We start from the raw sequence: 15,465 nt of genomic DNA, 5'->3' as shown, positions 1-15,465 counted from the left end.
GACCCCCGCCGAATGTCCGGATAATCCGCCCGCGGGCCCGTGAGGCGGCCCCGCCGTGCTGACGGGTGAGCACGCACCAGGTACCCTCCCGAAGTGTCCTGGAAGCCGCTTCGTACTCTGACCCCCCGGTCGGCCCTGCCCGCCATGGCCGTGCTGCTGGTGCTCGGCGTCGGCGCCGCCGCGCACGCCAACCGCCCGGTTCCGTTCGGCGACCAGGTGTCGGCGCCCGGCAACGCGCAGGCCAGCCCGGTGGGCGCGCAGTCCACCGACCCGGTCGTGCCGGACTTCCGGGTCGGGCCGGGCCTGGAGGCGTACGACCCGTCCAGCGGCTCCCTGCTCTGGTCCTACCGCCGTGACGGCGCCACCGCGCTGCACGTGACGGTGCTGGGCCAGAGCGCGGTGGTGGTCTGGGACGACGGCATGGTCACCTCGGTGGAGATCGACGACCACGAGGTCCGCTGGCACCGCTCCGTGCCAGGTCTCTCCGACTGGCTGCACGGGACCGGCGAGCCCGGCGCCGACCAGCGCACCGACGCCCAGCGCAAGCAGCTCGAACTGCAGCGGGCCGCCGCCGCCGTCCAGGTGGCCACCGAGCCCGAGCCCTGGGTCCAGGTGCTCACCCCCGGCCTCACCATGGGTTTCCGCGACCGCGACGGCGACCTGCGGTTCAACGCCCGCCCGCAGGACGGCTGCGCCTACGACCCGCTGCGCGCGGTCGACACCGACGGCGCCGTGCTGGTCCCGCGAGCCTGCACCGGCACCACCGGCTCCGGCCACCCGCTGCCCGGCTCGATCACCGGGTTCCGACTGGACGGTCACGGCTACGTGCTCAACGCCGGCCCCAAGGTGAAGATCACCAGGATGGACGGCAGGCGGGTGCTGATCGACGACGGCCCGCTGGTCGGCAGCCGGGTCTTCGACACCGACCAGGGCGCCTCCGCGATCCCGTGCGACAGCCCCGAGGCGGCGTTCGCGGCGGTCCGATCGCAGGACGGCTGCGCCACCCAGGCCCCGGCCGACAGTCACTGAGGCCCTGGCCCGGGCCCGGGTGCGGCGGCCCGGGCGGGGGTCCGCGGGACGGCGGCGCCATCATCCTCCGGGTCCGCCCGGGCCGCCCGGTAGACTGGCCCGCATGGCTGTTCTCCTCGGGCATTAGCGGCGGCAGTCGGTGAGGCTCCAGGTCCGTGCCAGCGCGTGCGGACCGCGGCCGCACCGGACCGTCCAGCCCCCGCCCCCACCCGCCGCACCTCCGTGCCCGGCCCGCGCCGCCGCGTCCCGGGCCGCCCAGCCCCAGGAGTCCTCCCAGCCATGATTGCCGCCAACGCCCTCGAACTGCGCGCCGGCGCCCGCGTCCTGATCGAGTCCGCCAGCTTCCGGGTCGCGCCCGGCGACCGGATCGGCCTGGTCGGCCGCAACGGCGCCGGCAAGACCACCCTGACCAAGGTGCTGGCCGGCGAGGGCCTGCCGGCCGGCGGCACCGTGACCCGCTCCGGCGAGGTCGGCTACCTGCCGCAGGACCCGCGCACCGGCGACCTGGACGTGCTCGCCCGCGACCGGATCCTCTCCGCCCGCGGCCTCGACACCGTGCTGCAGAAGATGCGCGAGAACGAGGAGCGGATGGCCAACGGCAAGGGCGCCACCCGCGACAACGCGATGAAGAAGTACTCCCGGCTGGAGACCGAGTTCCTCACCAAGGGGGGCTACGCGGCCGAGGCGGAGGCCGCCACCATCGCCGCCGCGCTGGGCCTGCCCGACCGGATCCTCGGCCAGCAGCTGCACACCCTCTCCGGTGGCCAGCGCCGCCGGGTCGAGCTGGCCCGGATCCTCTTCTCGGACTCCGACGTCCTGCTGCTGGACGAGCCGACCAACCACCTGGACGCCGACTCCATCGTCTGGCTGCGCGACTTCCTGAAGACCTACAAGGGCGGCTTCATCGTCATCTCGCACGATGTCGAGCTGGTCGAGACGGTCGTCAACAAGGTCTTCTACCTGGACGCCAACCGCTCCGCGATCGACATCTACAACATGGGCTGGCGGCAGTACCAGCAGCAGCGCGAGGACGACGAGAAGCGCCGCAAGCGCGAGCGGGCCAACGCCGAGAAGAAGGCGGCCACCCTCAACGCGCAGGCCGACAAGATGCGCGCCAAGGCCACCAAGACGGTCGCCGCGCAGAACATGGCCCGCCGCGCCGAGAAGCTGCTCTCCGGGCTGGAGCAGGTCCGGGCCTCCGACAAGGTCGCCAAGCTGCGCTTCCCCGACCCGGCCCCGTGCGGCAAGACCCCGCTGACCGCCAGCGACCTGTCCAAGTCCTACGGCTCGCTGGAGATCTTCGCGGGCGTGGACCTGGCGATCGACCGCGGCTCGCGGGTCGTCGTGCTCGGCCTCAACGGCGCGGGCAAGACCACCCTGCTGCGGATGCTCGCGGGCGTCGAGAAGCCGGACACCGGCGAGGTGATCCCCGGCCACGGCCTGAAGATCGGCTACTACGCCCAGGAGCACGAGACGCTCGACCCGGAGCGCACGGTGCTGGAGAACATGCGCTCCGCCGCGCCGGACACCGACCTGGTGCAGATCCGCAAGATCCTCGGCTCCTTCCTCTTCTCCGGCGACGACGTCGACAAGCCGGCCGGGGTGCTCTCCGGCGGTGAGAAGACCCGCCTCGCGCTGGCCTCGCTGGTGGTCTCCAGCGCCAACGTGCTGCTGCTCGACGAGCCCACCAACAACCTCGACCCGGCCAGCCGCGAGGAGATCCTGGGCGCGCTGCGCTCCTTCTCCGGCGCGGTGGTCCTGGTCACCCACGACGAGGGCGCGGTCGACGCGCTGCACCCGGAGCGGATCATCCTGCTGCCGGACGGTGTCGAGGACCTCTGGAGCCCGGCGTACCACGACCTGGTCTCGCTGGCCTGAGCCAGGCCCGATCCGGCCGGGCGCATCCACCCGCGGGCCCGTCCGCCCGCGGCGCCCGAGCCCCACGCCGGCCCGGCATCCGCCACCGCACCCCTGGTCAGCCGCCTCCGGGCGGCTGACGCGTTTCCGCCCCGCCACGGCGCGTGACCGGTTCGCCGCCCGTCGGCGCTCGACACGGGTAGACGCGCGCTCCTGCATCCGGCCGATGCCCTCTCATCAGGCAGGCCCATTCGGGAATCTCGGGGTCAGGGATTCCGTTTTAGACAGATTCAGTCAGGTTGTCTGCCAACCGCGCCCGGCGACCCTGCTGATCAGCTCTTTCGTTCACCGCGGCCGATTCGGCCGGGGGCGCGTGCACCCAGGGTGAGCGCCCTGATGCGCTCGGATCACGCCGGAGCGGCGCCCTATTGGCGCGATGGACCTTGTCGAATGGGTGGCCAGGACGCTGGGGATGGGTGATCATGGGAATCTGACCGAGCACAGCTACGAGGAGGCACGGGTGGCCGAGACTCTGAAAAAGGGCAGCCGGGTAACTGGTGCCGCGCGTGAGAAGCTCGCGGCCGAGCTGAAGAAGAAGTACGACTCCGGGGCGAGCATTCGCGCGCTGGCGGAGGAGACCGGCCGCTCGTACGGCTTCGTGCACCGCATGCTGAGTGAGTCCGGGGTCAATCTCCGGGGTCGCGGTGGCGCCACGCGTGGAAAGGCCAAGGCTGCTGCGGCAGCAGGCTCCTGACGATCAGTCAGTCCGGAGCGCGGCTCGCGCTCCCGGTCGGCCGGCGGCAGGGCAGCACCAGGTTCCGACAGTCCGTCCGCACGAATCCCGACGCATCGGCGACCGTGACAGGCACCCTCGGTGTCCCCCATGGCCGCCGATCGTCATGTCTGCGAGCAGGGTGAACGCGGGGTGAATCCGCGGCGGTACCCAAGGCCCGGACAATAAGTTACTCTCCGGTAGACATAGTGGGCAGCGCGCTGGAGCCTGCCCCGACCCTCGCCGGAGGTGCCCATGACCGCGCCCGTCCCCACCCCTGCCAGCTCGGCCGCGTGGCAGGAGGCCGGCGTCCGCCTCGACGTCGAGGGCGAGCTCGCGACGGTCACGCTCTGCCACCCCCAACGGCGCAACGCCCAGACCCCGGCGATGTGGCGCGCGCTGGCCGCCGTCGGCCGCGAGCTGCCCGGGACGGTGCGGGTGGTCGTGCTGCGCGCCGACGGCGTCTCCTTCTCGGCCGGTCTGGACCGGGCCATGTTCACCCCCGAGGGGATCCCCGGCGAGCCCAACTTCCTCGCGCTGGCGGCCAGCCCCGACAAGGAGCTGGACGAGGCGATCGCCGGCTTCCAGCAGGCCTTCACCTGGTGGCGGCGGCCCGACCTGATCAGCGTGGCGGCCGTGCAGGGCCACGCCGTCGGCGCCGGGTTCCAGCTCGCGCTCGCCTGCGACCTGCGGATCTGCGCCGAGGACGTCCAGTTCTCGATGCGCGAGACCTCACTCGGCCTGGTGCCCGACCTGGCCGGCACCAAGCCGCTGACCGACCTGGTCGGCTACGCGCGCGCGCTGGAGATCTGCGCCACCGGCCGCTGGGTGCACGCGGCCGAGGCCGCCTCGATCGGGCTGGCCAACCTGGTGGTGCCGAGCGCCGAGGAGCTGACCGGCGCGGCCCGCGACCTGGCCGCCGCGCTGCTGGCCGCGCCGCGCGCCGCGGTGATCGAGACCAAGGCGCTGCTGCTCGGCGCCGCCGACCGCTCCTACCAGGAGCAGTGCGCCGCCGAGCGGGCCGCCCAGGCGCGCCGGCTGCGCGACCTGGCGGGGATCGGGGACTGACCGCGGGCCCGGCGGGCGGTGGGCGGCGGCGGCTCGACCGCGGCCCGGCGGGCAGTACCACGGCGGCAGTACCACGGCGGAGTCCGGCTCTCGGAGGGGGAGAGCCGGGCTCCGTTCCGTTGTTGCCGCCCGGTGGATCTCCAGGGGCGAGTTACGTGGCGGAATGTCAGAGTTGAGGCAGTTTGCGGTATAGCTGGAGACGTCCTTCAGGAGGCAACCCTCATGCCCGACACCCCCAAGCCGTCCGATCTGACCAAGTCCGGCCCCTCGCACGGCACTCCGCACGGCGGTCCGCCCGCCGAGGAGCGCGGGACCACCGCGCTGGCCGACGGTGTGGTGGAGAAGATCGCCGGAATGGCGGCCCGCGAGGTCCCCGGCATCTACGCGCTCGGCTCCGGCCTGGCCAGGACCTTCGGCGCGATGCGCGACCGGGTCCCCGGCGGGCGGGCCAGCATCTCACGCGGCATCAAGGCCGAGGTCGGCGAGAAGCAGACGGCGATCGACATCGCGCTGGTGGTCGAGTACGGGGTGGTGATCCCGGAGCTGGCCGCGACGGTGCGGCGCAACATCATCTCCTCGGTCGAGCGGATGACGGGCCTGGAGGTGGTGGAGGTGAACATCGCCGTCAACGACATCCACCTGCCCGACGAGCCGGACGAGGAGGAGGAGCTGCCCTCCCCGGAGCGGCGGACCCGGGTCCAGTAGTCCCCACACACCCCGCTTGGGAGCGCAACGATGAATCTCGCCCTGATCGGCCTGGTGGCCGGCATGGCCCTGGGCTTCGCCGGCTACTTCGGCGGGTTCGCGGCCTTCCTGCTGGTCGCCGCACTCGGCGCGGTCGGCTTCGTGGTCGGCCGGGTCCTGGAGGGCGATCTCGATCTGGGTGATCTCGGCGACCTGCTGCGCAGCCGCGACCGGCGCCGTTGATGGGCCTGGGCGCCGCTTCGCCGGCCTCCGCGAGCGGGGCGGGCTGGGGGCCGGACACCGGGCGCGGCACGCCGCCGGCCCAGCGCGGCCGGCTGCGGATCGCCGACCGGGTGCTGACCCGGATCGCCGCTCGGGCGGCGGGTGAGGCGCTCGGCCCCGCCCTGGTGGGCGAGGCACCCCGGGTGGCGGTCTCCGTCGTCGGCGGGGCGGCCCAGGTGCGGGTGGGGGTGGAGCTGCCGTTCCCCTGCGACCTGGGCCGGTGGGCGGCGGCGGTGCGGGCGGCGGTGGCCGAGCGGGTCGCCGCGCTGACCGGGATCCCGACGCGCGAGGTGCTCGTGGTGGTCGAGCGGCTGCACCCGGTGGGCGGTGCGGGCCCGGGCTCCGGGGGAGCGCCCGGTGAGTGAGGCGGGGCCGGGCTTCAGGGTGCCGCGCTCGCCGCGGACCAGGGCGGCCGCGCTGGTGGCGGTCGTGGTGCTGGCCGCCGCGGCGGTGCTGCTCTACGACGCGGTCTCGCGCTGGGCCGGGCACCGGGCGGGCAGCTGGCGCTCCCGCGTGGCCCACCAGCTCGCCACCCGGCATCTGGACACCGGGTGGGTGCTGGGCTGTGCCGCGTTGGTGGGGCTGTTCGGCCTCTGGTTGTGTGTGCTCGCGCTGTCCTCCGGCGGGCGGCGCTGGCTGGTGCTGCGGCAGGCCCCTGGCACGGTGATCGACCGGGCCGGGGTGGCCGCGCTGCTGGAGACCAGGGCACTGCAGCTGCCGATGGTGGCGGCCGCGCGGGTGCGGGTGGGCCGGCGGCGGGCACGGGTGACGATCCACGGCAGCGCCGACCTGGAGCGGGCGCGGGTGGTGCTGGCGGCGGAGCTGGCGCGGCTCCAGCTGCTGAGCGAGCCGGCGCTGCGGGTGCGCGGCAGGCCGGCCAAGCACCGGCCGCCGATGTCCTGAGACCGCGTGCCGCCGAGTTCGCCTGTTCCTGGAGCCCGGCCGCCCCGACCCCGTGCGCTGACCTGAGAGGACGTGAGGTGTCGTGACCCGAGGCACCGTCAACCGGCTGCTGATCGGGCTGGCCGGGGCGCTGCTGGTGCTGGGCGCGCTGCTGGTGCTGGCCGGCGGGTTGGACCTCTACCACCACCTGGGCGTCACGCCGCCCGGCTGGTGGCCGTTGACCGAGCCGGGGCAGCCGGTGCTGAGCACCGCCTCGCGCACCCGCTGGCGCGATCGGGGCTGGTGGTGGCCGGCGGTCGTCGCGGGCCTGGCGGTGCTGGTGCTGCTGGCGCTGTGGTGGCTGCTGGCCCAGCTGCGGCGGCCGACCCCGGCGGAGCTGGAGCTGCCGACGAGCGGCACCCCGGGGCTGCGGCTGCGGCTGCGCGGCGCGGCGCTGGCGGAGGCCGTGCGGGGCGCCGCGCAGGAACTGCCGCAGGTCACGGCGGCCCGGGCGCGGCTGGTCGGCCGCGGGCGGCGGCTGGGGCTGCACGCGATCCTGCTGCTGGAGCCGGGTGCGGCGGTGGCCGCCGCGGTGGACGAGTTCCGGGCCGGGCCCGCCGAGCACGCGGCCGCGGCGCTGGGCCGGCCCGGCGGGCTCCCGCTCGACCTGCGCCTGCAGGTCGCGCCGACCCCGGCCCCGGCGCCGCCCCGCCGCAAGCGCTCGGCTGCCCGCCGCGCGCCGCGCGTGCAGTGACCGGCGAGGCCGTGTGGCGATGTGGCGATGTGGCGATGTGGCCAGAACTAGAGGCCGTGCAGCGCGCCGCCGTCGACCGGGATCATCAGGCCGCTGAGGTAGGAGGCGGCGGGGGAGAGCGCGAAGGCGGCGACCCTGCCGAACTCCTCGGGGGTGCCGTAGCGGCCCAGCGGGATCCGTTCGCCGGCCTGGGCCCGGGCGGCGTCCGGGTCGGCGGTGAGGGCGTCGAGTTCGCGGACCCGGTCGGTGTCGATCCGGGCGGGCAGCAGGCCCAGCACCCGGATGCCGCGCGGGCCGAGCTCGCCGGCCAGCGCCTTGGCGGTCATCGCCAGACCCGGGCGCAGGCCGTTGGAGACGGCCAGGCCGGGGATCGGCTCGCGCACCGAGCTGGAGAGCACGAAGGCGATCACGCCGCCCTCGCCGAGCACCTGGGCCGCCGCGCGGGCCAGCCGCAGCGCGCCCAGGAAGACGGTCTCGAAGGAGCTGCGCCAGGCCTCGTCGCCGGTGCCGAGCACCGAGCCGGCCGGCGGGCCGCCGACGCTGATCAGGATGCCGTCCAGCCGGCCGAAGCGCTCCACAGCGGCGGCGACGGTCCGCTCGGCGGACGCCGGGTCGGTGTTGTCCGCGACCAGGCCCGCCGCGGCCCGCTCGCCGCCCAGGGCGGTGACGGCGGCGTCCAGAGTCTGCCGCTGACGGCCGGTCAGCAGCACCTTCGCGCCGTCGGCGGTCAGCTCGCGGGCGGCGGCGAAGCCGAGTCCGCGGCTGGCGCCGGTGACCACGTACACCTTGTCCTGAAGTCCGAGATCCATGGGCCCATCCTGCCCGGTGGGCCTCAGGCGGGCGCGGTCGGGTGCGGGGCGACGTCGGAGAGCAGCTGCAGGAAGGCGTCCTCGCCGAGCACCGGGGTGCCCAGCTCACGGGCCTTGCGGGCCTTGCCGCTCCAACTGCCCGGCTCGTTGGTGACCAGCAGGCTGGTGAGCCGGCTCACCGAGCTCGCGATGTGCAGCCCGGCGGCGATCGCGCGGTCCTCCAGCAGCTCGCGGTCGGTGGCGGTGTCGCCGGTGATCGCCACCCGCATGCCCTGGACCAGCGGTCCGTCCTGCTCCCAGCGCCCGGGGTTCGGGTAGGGGCAGGCGGGGCGCTTGCGGGCCGGGCGGTAGGAGGTGCTCCAGGAGCCGCGGGCGGCCGAGGCGGCGGGGGCCGGGCTGTCCTCGCCCAGGTCGGTGACGGCCACGCAGGTGGTCAGCGGGAGCGGGACGCCGCCGCTGCGGGCCAGCTGGAGGCTGGGCCGGAAGGCCTCGGCGAGCACCCGGGCGTCGTCCAGCGCGTTGTGCGCGTGGCGCTGCCGGACGCCGAAGTGCTCGGCCAGGGTGGAGAGCTTGCCGTTGGCCAGCGGCAGGCCCAGGTCGCGGGAGAGGACCATGGTGCACAGGCGCTGCTCTACCGGGGCGCGCAGTCCGGCGCGGGAGAACTCACGCGAGATCATGTTCCAGTCGAAGAGCGCGTTGTGGGCGACCATCACCCGACCGCTCAGTCGCTCGGCCAGCTCCTCGGCGACCTGCGGGAAGGTCGGCGCGTCGGTCAGCATCGCGCTGGTCAGGCCGTGGATCCAGACCGGGCCCGGGTCCCGTTGGGGGTTGACCAGGGTGTACCAGTGGTCGAGGACCTCGCCCTCGGCGTCCAGCCGGTAGACGCCTGCCGAGATCACCCGGTCGGTGCGGCCCAGGCCCGTGGTCTCGACGTCGACCACCGCGTAGCCCGAAGGGCCCTCGGATGCACCGGTGCGCTGGGTCGGGATCGGGCGTGCCGTGGGCTGGGGCGCATGCATGGTGCACCAGCTTAAGGGGCGGTGCCGCCGCCCGGTGACGGAACGCCGCGGCACGTCGTGGATGCGGCGTGCGTCACGTCGACGGGCAGGGGTCGGAGCGCCGGGAATAGAGTGACCGGTGGGGCGGGTCGTACTAACCGGACGAATCCACACCAGGTACCCCGAAGGGCTTCACCATGCGCGCCACCGTGATCCACGGCCCCAACGACATCCGGATCGAAGAGGTCCCGGACCCGGTCATCCAGCAGCCCACCGACGCCGTGGTGCGGGTGGTGAACGCCTGCATCTGCGGCAGCGACCTGTGGGCCTACCGCGGCGTGGCGGACCGCGAGGCGGGGCAGCGGATCGGGCACGAGTTCCTCGGCATCGTCGAGGAGGTGGGCGCGGGGGTCGAGGGCGTGAAGGTCGGCGACTTCGTGGTCGCCCCCTTCGTCTGGTCGGACGGCGTCTGCGACTTCTGCCGCGACGGCCTGCACACCTCCTGCCCGCACGGCGGCTTCTGGGGCAGCATCGGCTCGGACGGCGGGCAGGGCGAGGCGGTCCGGGTGCCGTTCGCCGACGGCACGCTGGTCAGGCTGCCCAAGGAGGCGGCCACCGACCAGGCGCTGCTGCCCAGCCTGCTCGCGCTCTCCGACGTGATGGCCACCGGGCACCACGCGGCGGTCGCCGCCAAGGTCCGCCCGGGCTCGACGGTGGCGGTGGTGGGCGACGGCGCGGTGGGCCTCTGCGGGGTGCTGGCCGCGCAGCGGCTGGGTGCCGGTCGGATCATCGCGCTGGGGCGGCACGAGGTGCGCACCGAGATCGCCCGGCGGTTCGGCGCCACCGACGTGGTGGCAGAGCGCGGCGAGGCGGCGATCGAGGCGGTCCGCGAGCTGACCGGCGGTCAGGGTGCGCACGCGGTGCTGGAGGCGGTGGGCACCGAGGAGTCGATGCGCACCGCGATCTCGATCGCCCGGGACGGCGGCGCGGTCGGCTACGTCGGCGTGCCGCACGGCGGCAGCGCGGGCGTGGACATCGGCCAGATGTTCGGCCGCAACGTCTCGCTCGGCGGCGGCGTGGCGCCGGCCCGCGCGTACATCCCCGAGCTGCTCGCCGACGTGCTGGCCGGCGACATCAACCCCGGCCTGGTCTTCGACCGCACCGTGGACCTGGACGGCGTCCCGGCCGGCTACCGGGCGATGGACGACCGCACGGCGCTGAAGGTGCGGATCGCCTTCTAGACCGTCGCCGTCAGATGATCTGACGATCAGTCATATACCCGAGGGGCCATGCCAGTTGGCTGCATGGCCCCTCGGGCGTGTCCGAGAACGGGTGCCGAGGGACGGCTTTCGGCCAAATCGCGGTGCATCAGTGTGAAGAGTGGGCTGAACGCACCTCAAATACCCTCTGCAATCGAGTGGTCGCTCCTAGCATGCATCGGCACGGACAGGACTGTGCCGCCCGTCACCTCGCGCGCGGGCCTGTCTCACCAAGACGTCAGGAGAGATGGATTGGACGATCCCGGCATCGAGCGCAGCGCGGAGTTCCGCGCCCTGCGCGGTACCTTCCGCGGCTTCGCCTTCCCGGTCACCGCGGGCTTCCTGCTCTGGTACCTGCTCTACGTGTTGCTGTCCTGCTACGCGCACGGCTTCATGGCCACCACGCTGTTCGGCCACTTCAACATGGCGCTGCTGCTCGGCCTGCTGCAGTTCGCCAGCACCTTCGCCGTCGCCGCCTGGTACGCCAGGTTCGCCGGGCGCCGACTCGATCCGCCGGCCGCCGCGCTGCGCGCCCGCTACGCGGCCCCGGCCGCCGTCACCCTCCAGGAGGCGGGCGAATGACCGGCCCCCGTACCGCCGGCCCCCACGGCACCGGCGCGCTCGCCGCGGCCGTCACCGCCGACGGGCACCGCACCCTGACCCTGGCGCTCTTCGCCTTCTTCGTCCTGGTCACCCTCGGCATCACCCTCTGGGCCGGGCGGCAGACCAGGACCGCGACCGACTTCTACGCCGGCGGCCGGGCCTTCACCAGCCTGCAGAACGGCCTGGCGATCTCCGGCGACTACATGTCGGCCGCCTCCTTCCTCGGCATCGCCGGCGCCATCGCGCTGGCCGGTTACGACGGCTTCCTCTACTCGATCGGCTTCCTGGTGGCCTGGCTGGTGGCGCTGCTGCTGATCGCCGAGCCGCTGCGCAACGCGGGCCGCTTCACCATGGCCGACGTGCTGGCCTTCCGGCTGCGCCAGCGCCCGGTGCGCACCGCCGCGGGCATCTCCACCATCGTGGTGTCGATCTTCTACCTGCTGGCCCAGATGGTCGGCGCCGGTTCGCTGGTCGCGCTGCTGCTCGGCGTCGAGGGCTCGGCCGCCAAGGGCTGGACCGTGGTGGCGGTCGGCGCGCTGATGGTGCTGTACGTCACGGTGGGCGGCATGAAGGGCACCACCTGGGTGCAGATCGTCAAGGCCGTGCTGCTGATCGCGGGCGCGGCCGTGATGACCTTCCTGGTGCTGGCCAAGTACGACTTCAACCCCTCCGCGCTGCTCGGCGCCGCCGCGCAGGCCAGCGGCAAGGGCGCCGCGTTCCTGGCGCCCGGCCTGAAGTACGGCGCGAGCGGCACCAGCGAGCTGGACTTCGTCAGCCTGGCGCTGGCACTGGTGCTCGGCACCGCGGGCCTGCCGCACATCCTGGTCCGCTTCTACACCGTGCCCACCGCCCGGGCCGCCCGGAAGTCGGTCTTCTGGGCGATCGGGATCATCGGCGTCTTCTACCTGATGACCCTGGCGCTCGGCTTCGGCGCGGCCGCGCTGGTCGGTCCGAAGCTGATCAAGGCCTCGAACGCGGCCGGCAACACCGCCGCGCCGCTGCTGGCCCAGCAGTTGGGCGGCGGGGCCGGCACCACCAGCGGGGCGGTGCTGCTCGCGGTGATCTCGGCGGTCGCCTTCGCCACCATCCTGGCCGTGGTCGCCGGGCTCACCCTGACCTCCTCGTCCTCCTTCGCCCACGACCTGTACGCCAACGTGATCCGCCGGGGACGGGTCGGCGAGCGGGAGGAGGTGGCCTCGGCCCGGCTGGCCGCCGTGGTGATCGGCGCGATCGCGATCGGGCTGAGCATCTACGCGGAGAAGCTGAACACCGCCGCCCTGGTCGCGCTCGCCTTCGCGGTGGCGGCCTCGGCCAACCTGCCGACGCTGCTCTACTCGCTCTACTGGCGGCGCTTCAGCACCGCCGGCGCGGTCTGCTCGGTCTACGCCGGCCTGGTCAGCTCGGTGGCCCTGGTGGTCTTCTCGCCCGTGGTCTCCGGCGGCCCGGCCGCGCTCTTCCCGCACGCCGACTTCCACTGGTTCCCGCTGGAGAACCCCGGGCTGGTCTCGATCCCGATCGGCTTCCTGGCCGGCTGGCTCGGTACCGTGCTCGGTGGCCGGGCGGACGGCCAGGCGAAGTACGCTGAACTGGAGGTTCGGTCCCTGACCGGGATCGGCGCACACTGAGGGCATGATCACCCGGTCCGGGACCGGTCGGTCTAAGCTGGCGCCCGATCCGCACGCGGCGGGTCGGGCGCCGGTCCGTGAAGGGGAGATGAGGTGGGCAGCGTGCTGCTGGACAGTTTCGGTCGACGGGCCGTGGACCTGCGGGTCTCGCTCACCGACAGGTGCAACCTGCGCTGCACGTACTGCATGCCCGAGCAGGGCCTGCAGTGGCTCGGCAAGCCGGAGCTGCTGACCGACGAGGAGATCGTGCGCCTGGTGGCGCTGGCCGTGCGCGAGCTCGGGGTGCGCGAGGTGCGCTTCACCGGTGGCGAGCCGCTGCTGCGCCCCGGCCTGGTCGGCATCGTCGCGGCCTGCGCCGAGCTGGCGCCGCGCCCGGAACTCTCGCTCACCACCAACGGGGTGGGCCTGGCGCGCACCGCGCGGGCGCTGCGCGAGGCCGGCCTGGACCGGGTCAACGTCTCGCTGGACACGCTGGACGAGGAGACCTTCCACACCCTGACCCGCCGGCACCGTCACCAGGACGTGCTGGCCGGGCTGGCCGCCGCCGAGGCGGTGGGGCTGACCCCGGTCAAGCTCAACGCGGTGCTGATGCGCGGGGTCAACGACCACGAGGCGCCCGATCTGCTCGGCTGGTGCCTGGAGCGCGGCTACCAGCTGCGGTTCATCGAGCAGATGCCGCTGGATGCCCAGCACGGCTGGGACCGCTCGCGGATGGTCACCGCCGAGGAGATCCTCGAACTGCTCGGTGCCCGCTTCACCCTGACCCCCGAGGCCACCGCGGCGCGCGGCGCGGCCCCCGCCGAGCGCTGGCTGGTGGACGGCGGCCCGGGGACGGTCGGCGTGATCGCCTCGGTCACCCGTCCGTTCTGCCGGGCCTGCGACCGCACCCGGCTCACCGCCGACGGCCAGGTCCGCAACTGCCTCTTCGCCACCGGCGAGACCGACCTGCGCGGCGCGCTGCGCTCGGGCGCCTCGGACGCCGAGCTGGCCGCGCTGTGGCGGGCGGCGATGTGGGGCAAGAAGGCGGGCGCGGGGATAGACGGCCCGCTGTTCCACCAGCCGGACCGCCCGATGTCGGCGATCGGCGGCTGAGGCGGCCGCGGTCGCCCCTCGGCGCACTGCCCGGTCCGCACTGCTCGGCTCACCCCGCTCGGCTCACCCCGCTCTGCTCGGCCCGTCGCTCAGTCGGCGTTCGGTGGCTGCGTCCAGTCGGCCAGCGCCACCGTCTCCTTCAGGAAGCCGCGCACGCCCAGGAACTGGCCCAGCGACTCGCGGTGCTCGGGGCAGGCCAGCCAGGTCTTGCGGCGGTCGGGCGTGTGCAGCTTGGGGTTGTTCCAGACCAGTACCCAGGCCGCCGCCGCCTTGCAGCCCTTGGCCGAGCACTTGGGGGGCCCCGCTGGGCCCTGCGGGCTGTCGCCCGCGGCGCCGAAGAAGTCGATGCTCATGATCGAAGTTTCTCACCCCGGCCGGCGGAGCAGGATCCATCCTGGAGGCCGGGTTGAAGCGGACATGGCGACGCCGGGCAGCCACGGGGGGAGCCGCCCGGCGTCGGTCCGTCGCTCCGACGGGGGATGCGGAGCGCGTACGCAGTATGTCACGGACAGATGGGCGGTTGGCTAGCCCTCTCAAGATTTATTTGAGCTTCTCCTGAGGTTCAGGGGTGACATATGGTGCTGAAAACGGGCAAGTCCGGCACATGTTTGAAGAGGGCATGACCTGTTGCCCAGGCCTGGCTGTGTACGGAGAGTCAGCATGCGATAGGTCGGCGCGCGACGGACCGCTCGGCGCGCGCGATGGACCGGGCTGCGGTCGGCCCTGCGGCGGGTTCAGCCCTGCGGCAGGTCGCCCTCGGGGCGCCCACCGCCACCGGTGCCGCCGGGGCCGAGCATCAGGGGAGTGTCGGCCGGCATGTCGAAGGTGCTCGGCAGGCCCGGGGCCCGCTCCCGGCCGGCGTTGGCGATGATCACCGCGAAGTACGGCAGCAGCACCGCGCCGCCCAGCGCGCCGTACGCCACGTAGCGCTGCACGTTCCACAGCACCACCGCCAGCAGCACGCAGGCGGTGCGCACCAGCATCGAGATCACGTAGCGGCGCTGCCGCCCCCGGACGTCCTCGGAGAGGCTGGTCCGGGCCCCGGTGATCCGGAAGACCTGGTCGTCGTCCGCGCTCCTGCCCATCTGCATCGCCGCCTTAGCTCCCACCCGTGCGACACCGATTCCGCCCGGTTTGCTCCACCGTACGCCCCGTGACCGCGCCTCAGGAGGGCGGGGGAGCGGGGCGTCACACGGCGTCGTGGCGGCTGAGGTAGCCGGGGGGCACGGCGCTGGTGAGCCAGACCCCGTTGTCGCTGACCCGGAACTCGTGCCCGGCCGCCGCCAGCCCGGCCGCGTCCACCCGCAGCACGACGGGGCGGCCGTGCCGGCCGCCGACGTTGAGGGCGGTGGCCACCTCGGCGGAGAGGTGCACGTCCTGACGAGACATCGGCCGCAGGCCCTCGGCGAGGATGGCCGGCAGCGAGCGGTCGGCGGTGCCGTGGAAGAGCACCGCCGGGGGCTCGGCGGCGGCGAGGCCCAGGTCGACCACCACCGAGTGGCCCTGGCTCGCCCGGATCCGCAGGCCGTCGGACGAGTAGGCGAAGCGCTTCTTGTTGTTGGTCTCGACCACGTGGTCGAGCTCGGCCCGGGTGAGCCGGTTGCCGCGCCCGCCGAGGGCGGCGAGCAGGGTGTCGACCGGCACCCAGCCGCCCTCGCCCAGACTCAGGCCGACGCGGCCCGGGTCGTGCCGGAGTATCCGGGAGAGCATCTTCGAGGTCTTGACGGTGCGCTTTTCGTCCAAAGGACGGT

General features: G+C 73.8%; 18 protein-coding genes. 13 read left to right on the top strand and 5 right to left on the bottom strand.

Annotation, left to right across the window (positions count from 1 at the left end; translation table 11 throughout):
* Nucleotides 1–93: 93 nt before the first annotated feature.
* The 9 genes from OG455_RS11275 to OG455_RS11235 all read left to right on the top strand — a co-directional run bounded on the left by OG455_RS11275 (nucleotide 94) and on the right by OG455_RS11235 (nucleotide 7,328).
* Complete coding sequence (locus OG455_RS11275; RefSeq protein ID WP_266292670.1) at nucleotides 94–1,029, top strand: hypothetical protein; 936 nt, start codon at nucleotides 94–96, stop codon at nucleotides 1,027–1,029.
* Nucleotides 1,030–1,308: 279 nt separating this feature from the next.
* Nucleotides 1,309–2,907 carry an ABC-F family ATP-binding cassette domain-containing protein gene (locus OG455_RS11270; protein ID WP_266292668.1) on the top strand — a complete coding sequence of 533 codons (1,599 nt, stop codon included), beginning with the start codon at nucleotides 1,309–1,311 and terminating at the stop codon, nucleotides 2,905–2,907.
* Between the two features lie 499 nt (nucleotides 2,908–3,406).
* Complete coding sequence (locus OG455_RS11265) at nucleotides 3,407–3,640, top strand: helix-turn-helix domain-containing protein (RefSeq protein WP_035843861.1); 234 nt, start codon at nucleotides 3,407–3,409, stop codon at nucleotides 3,638–3,640.
* Between the two features lie 273 nt (nucleotides 3,641–3,913).
* Nucleotides 3,914–4,726 (top strand): enoyl-CoA hydratase/isomerase family protein, encoded by an 813-nt coding sequence (locus OG455_RS11260; RefSeq protein WP_266292666.1) that lies wholly within the window; start codon nucleotides 3,914–3,916, stop codon nucleotides 4,724–4,726.
* Between the two features lie 222 nt (nucleotides 4,727–4,948).
* Nucleotides 4,949–5,431 (top strand): Asp23/Gls24 family envelope stress response protein, encoded by a 483-nt coding sequence (locus tag OG455_RS11255; RefSeq protein ID WP_266292664.1) that lies wholly within the window; start codon nucleotides 4,949–4,951, stop codon nucleotides 5,429–5,431.
* A gap of 30 nt (nucleotides 5,432–5,461) precedes the next feature.
* On the top strand, nucleotides 5,462–5,653 hold the full coding sequence (locus tag OG455_RS11250; RefSeq protein WP_266292662.1) for a hypothetical protein: 192 nt from the start codon (nucleotides 5,462–5,464) through the stop codon (nucleotides 5,651–5,653).
* A complete protein-coding gene (locus tag OG455_RS11245) occupies nucleotides 5,653–6,057 on the top strand; it encodes a hypothetical protein (RefSeq protein ID WP_266292660.1) in 405 nt (134 codons plus the stop codon). Before OG455_RS11250 ends, OG455_RS11245 begins: the two co-directional genes overlap by 1 nt.
* Nucleotides 6,050–6,595, top strand: a complete 546-nt coding sequence (locus OG455_RS11240; protein WP_266292659.1) for a DUF6286 domain-containing protein — start codon at nucleotides 6,050–6,052, stop codon at nucleotides 6,593–6,595. Before OG455_RS11245 ends, OG455_RS11240 begins: the two co-directional genes overlap by 8 nt.
* 82 nt (nucleotides 6,596–6,677) lie before the next feature.
* A complete protein-coding gene (locus OG455_RS11235) occupies nucleotides 6,678–7,328 on the top strand; it encodes an alkaline shock response membrane anchor protein AmaP (RefSeq protein ID WP_266292658.1) in 651 nt (216 codons plus the stop codon).
* Between the two features lie 47 nt (nucleotides 7,329–7,375).
* Here OG455_RS11235 and OG455_RS11230 read toward each other — a convergent pair whose 3' ends face one another.
* A complete protein-coding gene (locus tag OG455_RS11230; RefSeq protein ID WP_266292656.1) occupies nucleotides 7,376–8,137 on the bottom strand; it encodes an SDR family oxidoreductase in 762 nt (253 codons plus the stop codon).
* Nucleotides 8,138–8,160: 23 nt separating this feature from the next.
* A complete protein-coding gene (locus OG455_RS11225) occupies nucleotides 8,161–9,156 on the bottom strand; it encodes a DEDDh family exonuclease (protein WP_266292654.1) in 996 nt (331 codons plus the stop codon).
* 176 nt (nucleotides 9,157–9,332) lie between these two features.
* On the opposite strand from OG455_RS11225, the gene OG455_RS11220 reads away from it, so the two are divergent.
* The 4 genes from OG455_RS11220 to moaA all read left to right on the top strand — a co-directional run bounded on the left by OG455_RS11220 (nucleotide 9,333) and on the right by moaA (nucleotide 13,714).
* Nucleotides 9,333–10,376, top strand: coding sequence for a zinc-dependent alcohol dehydrogenase family protein (locus OG455_RS11220; RefSeq protein ID WP_266292652.1), 1,044 nt, complete (start codon nucleotides 9,333–9,335; stop codon nucleotides 10,374–10,376).
* Nucleotides 10,377–10,646: 270 nt separating this feature from the next.
* Nucleotides 10,647–10,976 carry a DUF485 domain-containing protein gene (locus tag OG455_RS11215; protein WP_266292650.1) on the top strand — a complete coding sequence of 110 codons (330 nt, stop codon included), beginning with the start codon at nucleotides 10,647–10,649 and terminating at the stop codon, nucleotides 10,974–10,976.
* Complete coding sequence (locus tag OG455_RS11210; protein ID WP_266292648.1) at nucleotides 10,973–12,622, top strand: cation acetate symporter; 1,650 nt, start codon at nucleotides 10,973–10,975, stop codon at nucleotides 12,620–12,622. The genes OG455_RS11215 and OG455_RS11210 overlap by 4 nt, the downstream gene beginning before the upstream one ends.
* A 102-nt stretch (nucleotides 12,623–12,724) precedes the next feature.
* Nucleotides 12,725–13,714, top strand: coding sequence for a GTP 3',8-cyclase MoaA (gene moaA / locus OG455_RS11205; RefSeq protein ID WP_266292647.1), 990 nt, complete (start codon nucleotides 12,725–12,727; stop codon nucleotides 13,712–13,714).
* An 89-nt stretch (nucleotides 13,715–13,803) separates the two neighbouring features.
* On the opposite strand, the gene OG455_RS11200 is transcribed toward moaA, so the two are convergent.
* The 3 genes from OG455_RS11200 to OG455_RS11190 all read right to left on the bottom strand — a co-directional run bounded on the left by OG455_RS11200 (nucleotide 13,804) and on the right by OG455_RS11190 (nucleotide 15,457).
* The gene (locus tag OG455_RS11200; protein ID WP_266292645.1) at nucleotides 13,804–14,067 is read right to left on the bottom strand and encodes a hypothetical protein; all 264 of its coding nucleotides are present in this window, start codon (nucleotides 14,065–14,067) and stop codon (nucleotides 13,804–13,806) included.
* A gap of 381 nt (nucleotides 14,068–14,448) precedes the next feature.
* Nucleotides 14,449–14,805 (bottom strand): DUF3099 domain-containing protein, encoded by a 357-nt coding sequence (locus OG455_RS11195; protein WP_266292643.1) that lies wholly within the window; start codon nucleotides 14,803–14,805, stop codon nucleotides 14,449–14,451.
* Between the two features lie 97 nt (nucleotides 14,806–14,902).
* A complete protein-coding gene (locus tag OG455_RS11190) occupies nucleotides 14,903–15,457 on the bottom strand; it encodes an RNA 2'-phosphotransferase (RefSeq protein ID WP_266292641.1) in 555 nt (184 codons plus the stop codon).
* Nucleotides 15,458–15,465 lie beyond the last annotated feature (8 nt).

Origin of the sequence: Kitasatospora sp. NBC_01287, from assembly GCF_026340565.1 — a bacterium.
Lineage (GTDB): Bacteria > Actinomycetota > Actinomycetes > Streptomycetales > Streptomycetaceae > Kitasatospora.
The sequence above is the reverse complement of the archived record's forward strand: the minus strand, read 5'-3'. Positions and strand labels throughout refer to the sequence as shown.

Excerpts from the sequence above, each read along its gene's own strand:
- OG455_RS11225 (WP_266292654.1), bottom strand. The coding sequence starts at position 9,156 with ATGCATGCGCCCCAGCCCACGGCACGCCCGATCCCGACCCAGCGCACC.
- OG455_RS11210 (WP_266292648.1), top strand. The coding sequence starts at position 10,973 with ATGACCGGCCCCCGTACCGCCGGCCCCCACGGCACCGGCGCGCTCGCC.
- OG455_RS11270 (WP_266292668.1), top strand. The coding sequence starts at position 1,309 with ATGATTGCCGCCAACGCCCTCGAACTGCGCGCCGGCGCCCGCGTCCTG.
- OG455_RS11230 (WP_266292656.1), bottom strand. The coding sequence starts at position 8,137 with ATGGATCTCGGACTTCAGGACAAGGTGTACGTGGTCACCGGCGCCAGC.
- OG455_RS11245 (WP_266292660.1), top strand. The coding sequence starts at position 5,653 with ATGGGCCTGGGCGCCGCTTCGCCGGCCTCCGCGAGCGGGGCGGGCTGG.
- OG455_RS11200 (WP_266292645.1), bottom strand. The coding sequence starts at position 14,067 with ATGAGCATCGACTTCTTCGGCGCCGCGGGCGACAGCCCGCAGGGCCCA.
- OG455_RS11195 (WP_266292643.1), bottom strand. The coding sequence starts at position 14,805 with ATGCAGATGGGCAGGAGCGCGGACGACGACCAGGTCTTCCGGATCACC.
- OG455_RS11255 (WP_266292664.1), top strand. The coding sequence starts at position 4,949 with ATGCCCGACACCCCCAAGCCGTCCGATCTGACCAAGTCCGGCCCCTCG.
- OG455_RS11250 (WP_266292662.1), top strand. The coding sequence starts at position 5,462 with ATGAATCTCGCCCTGATCGGCCTGGTGGCCGGCATGGCCCTGGGCTTC.
- OG455_RS11260 (WP_266292666.1), top strand. The coding sequence starts at position 3,914 with ATGACCGCGCCCGTCCCCACCCCTGCCAGCTCGGCCGCGTGGCAGGAG.
- OG455_RS11220 (WP_266292652.1), top strand. The coding sequence starts at position 9,333 with ATGCGCGCCACCGTGATCCACGGCCCCAACGACATCCGGATCGAAGAG.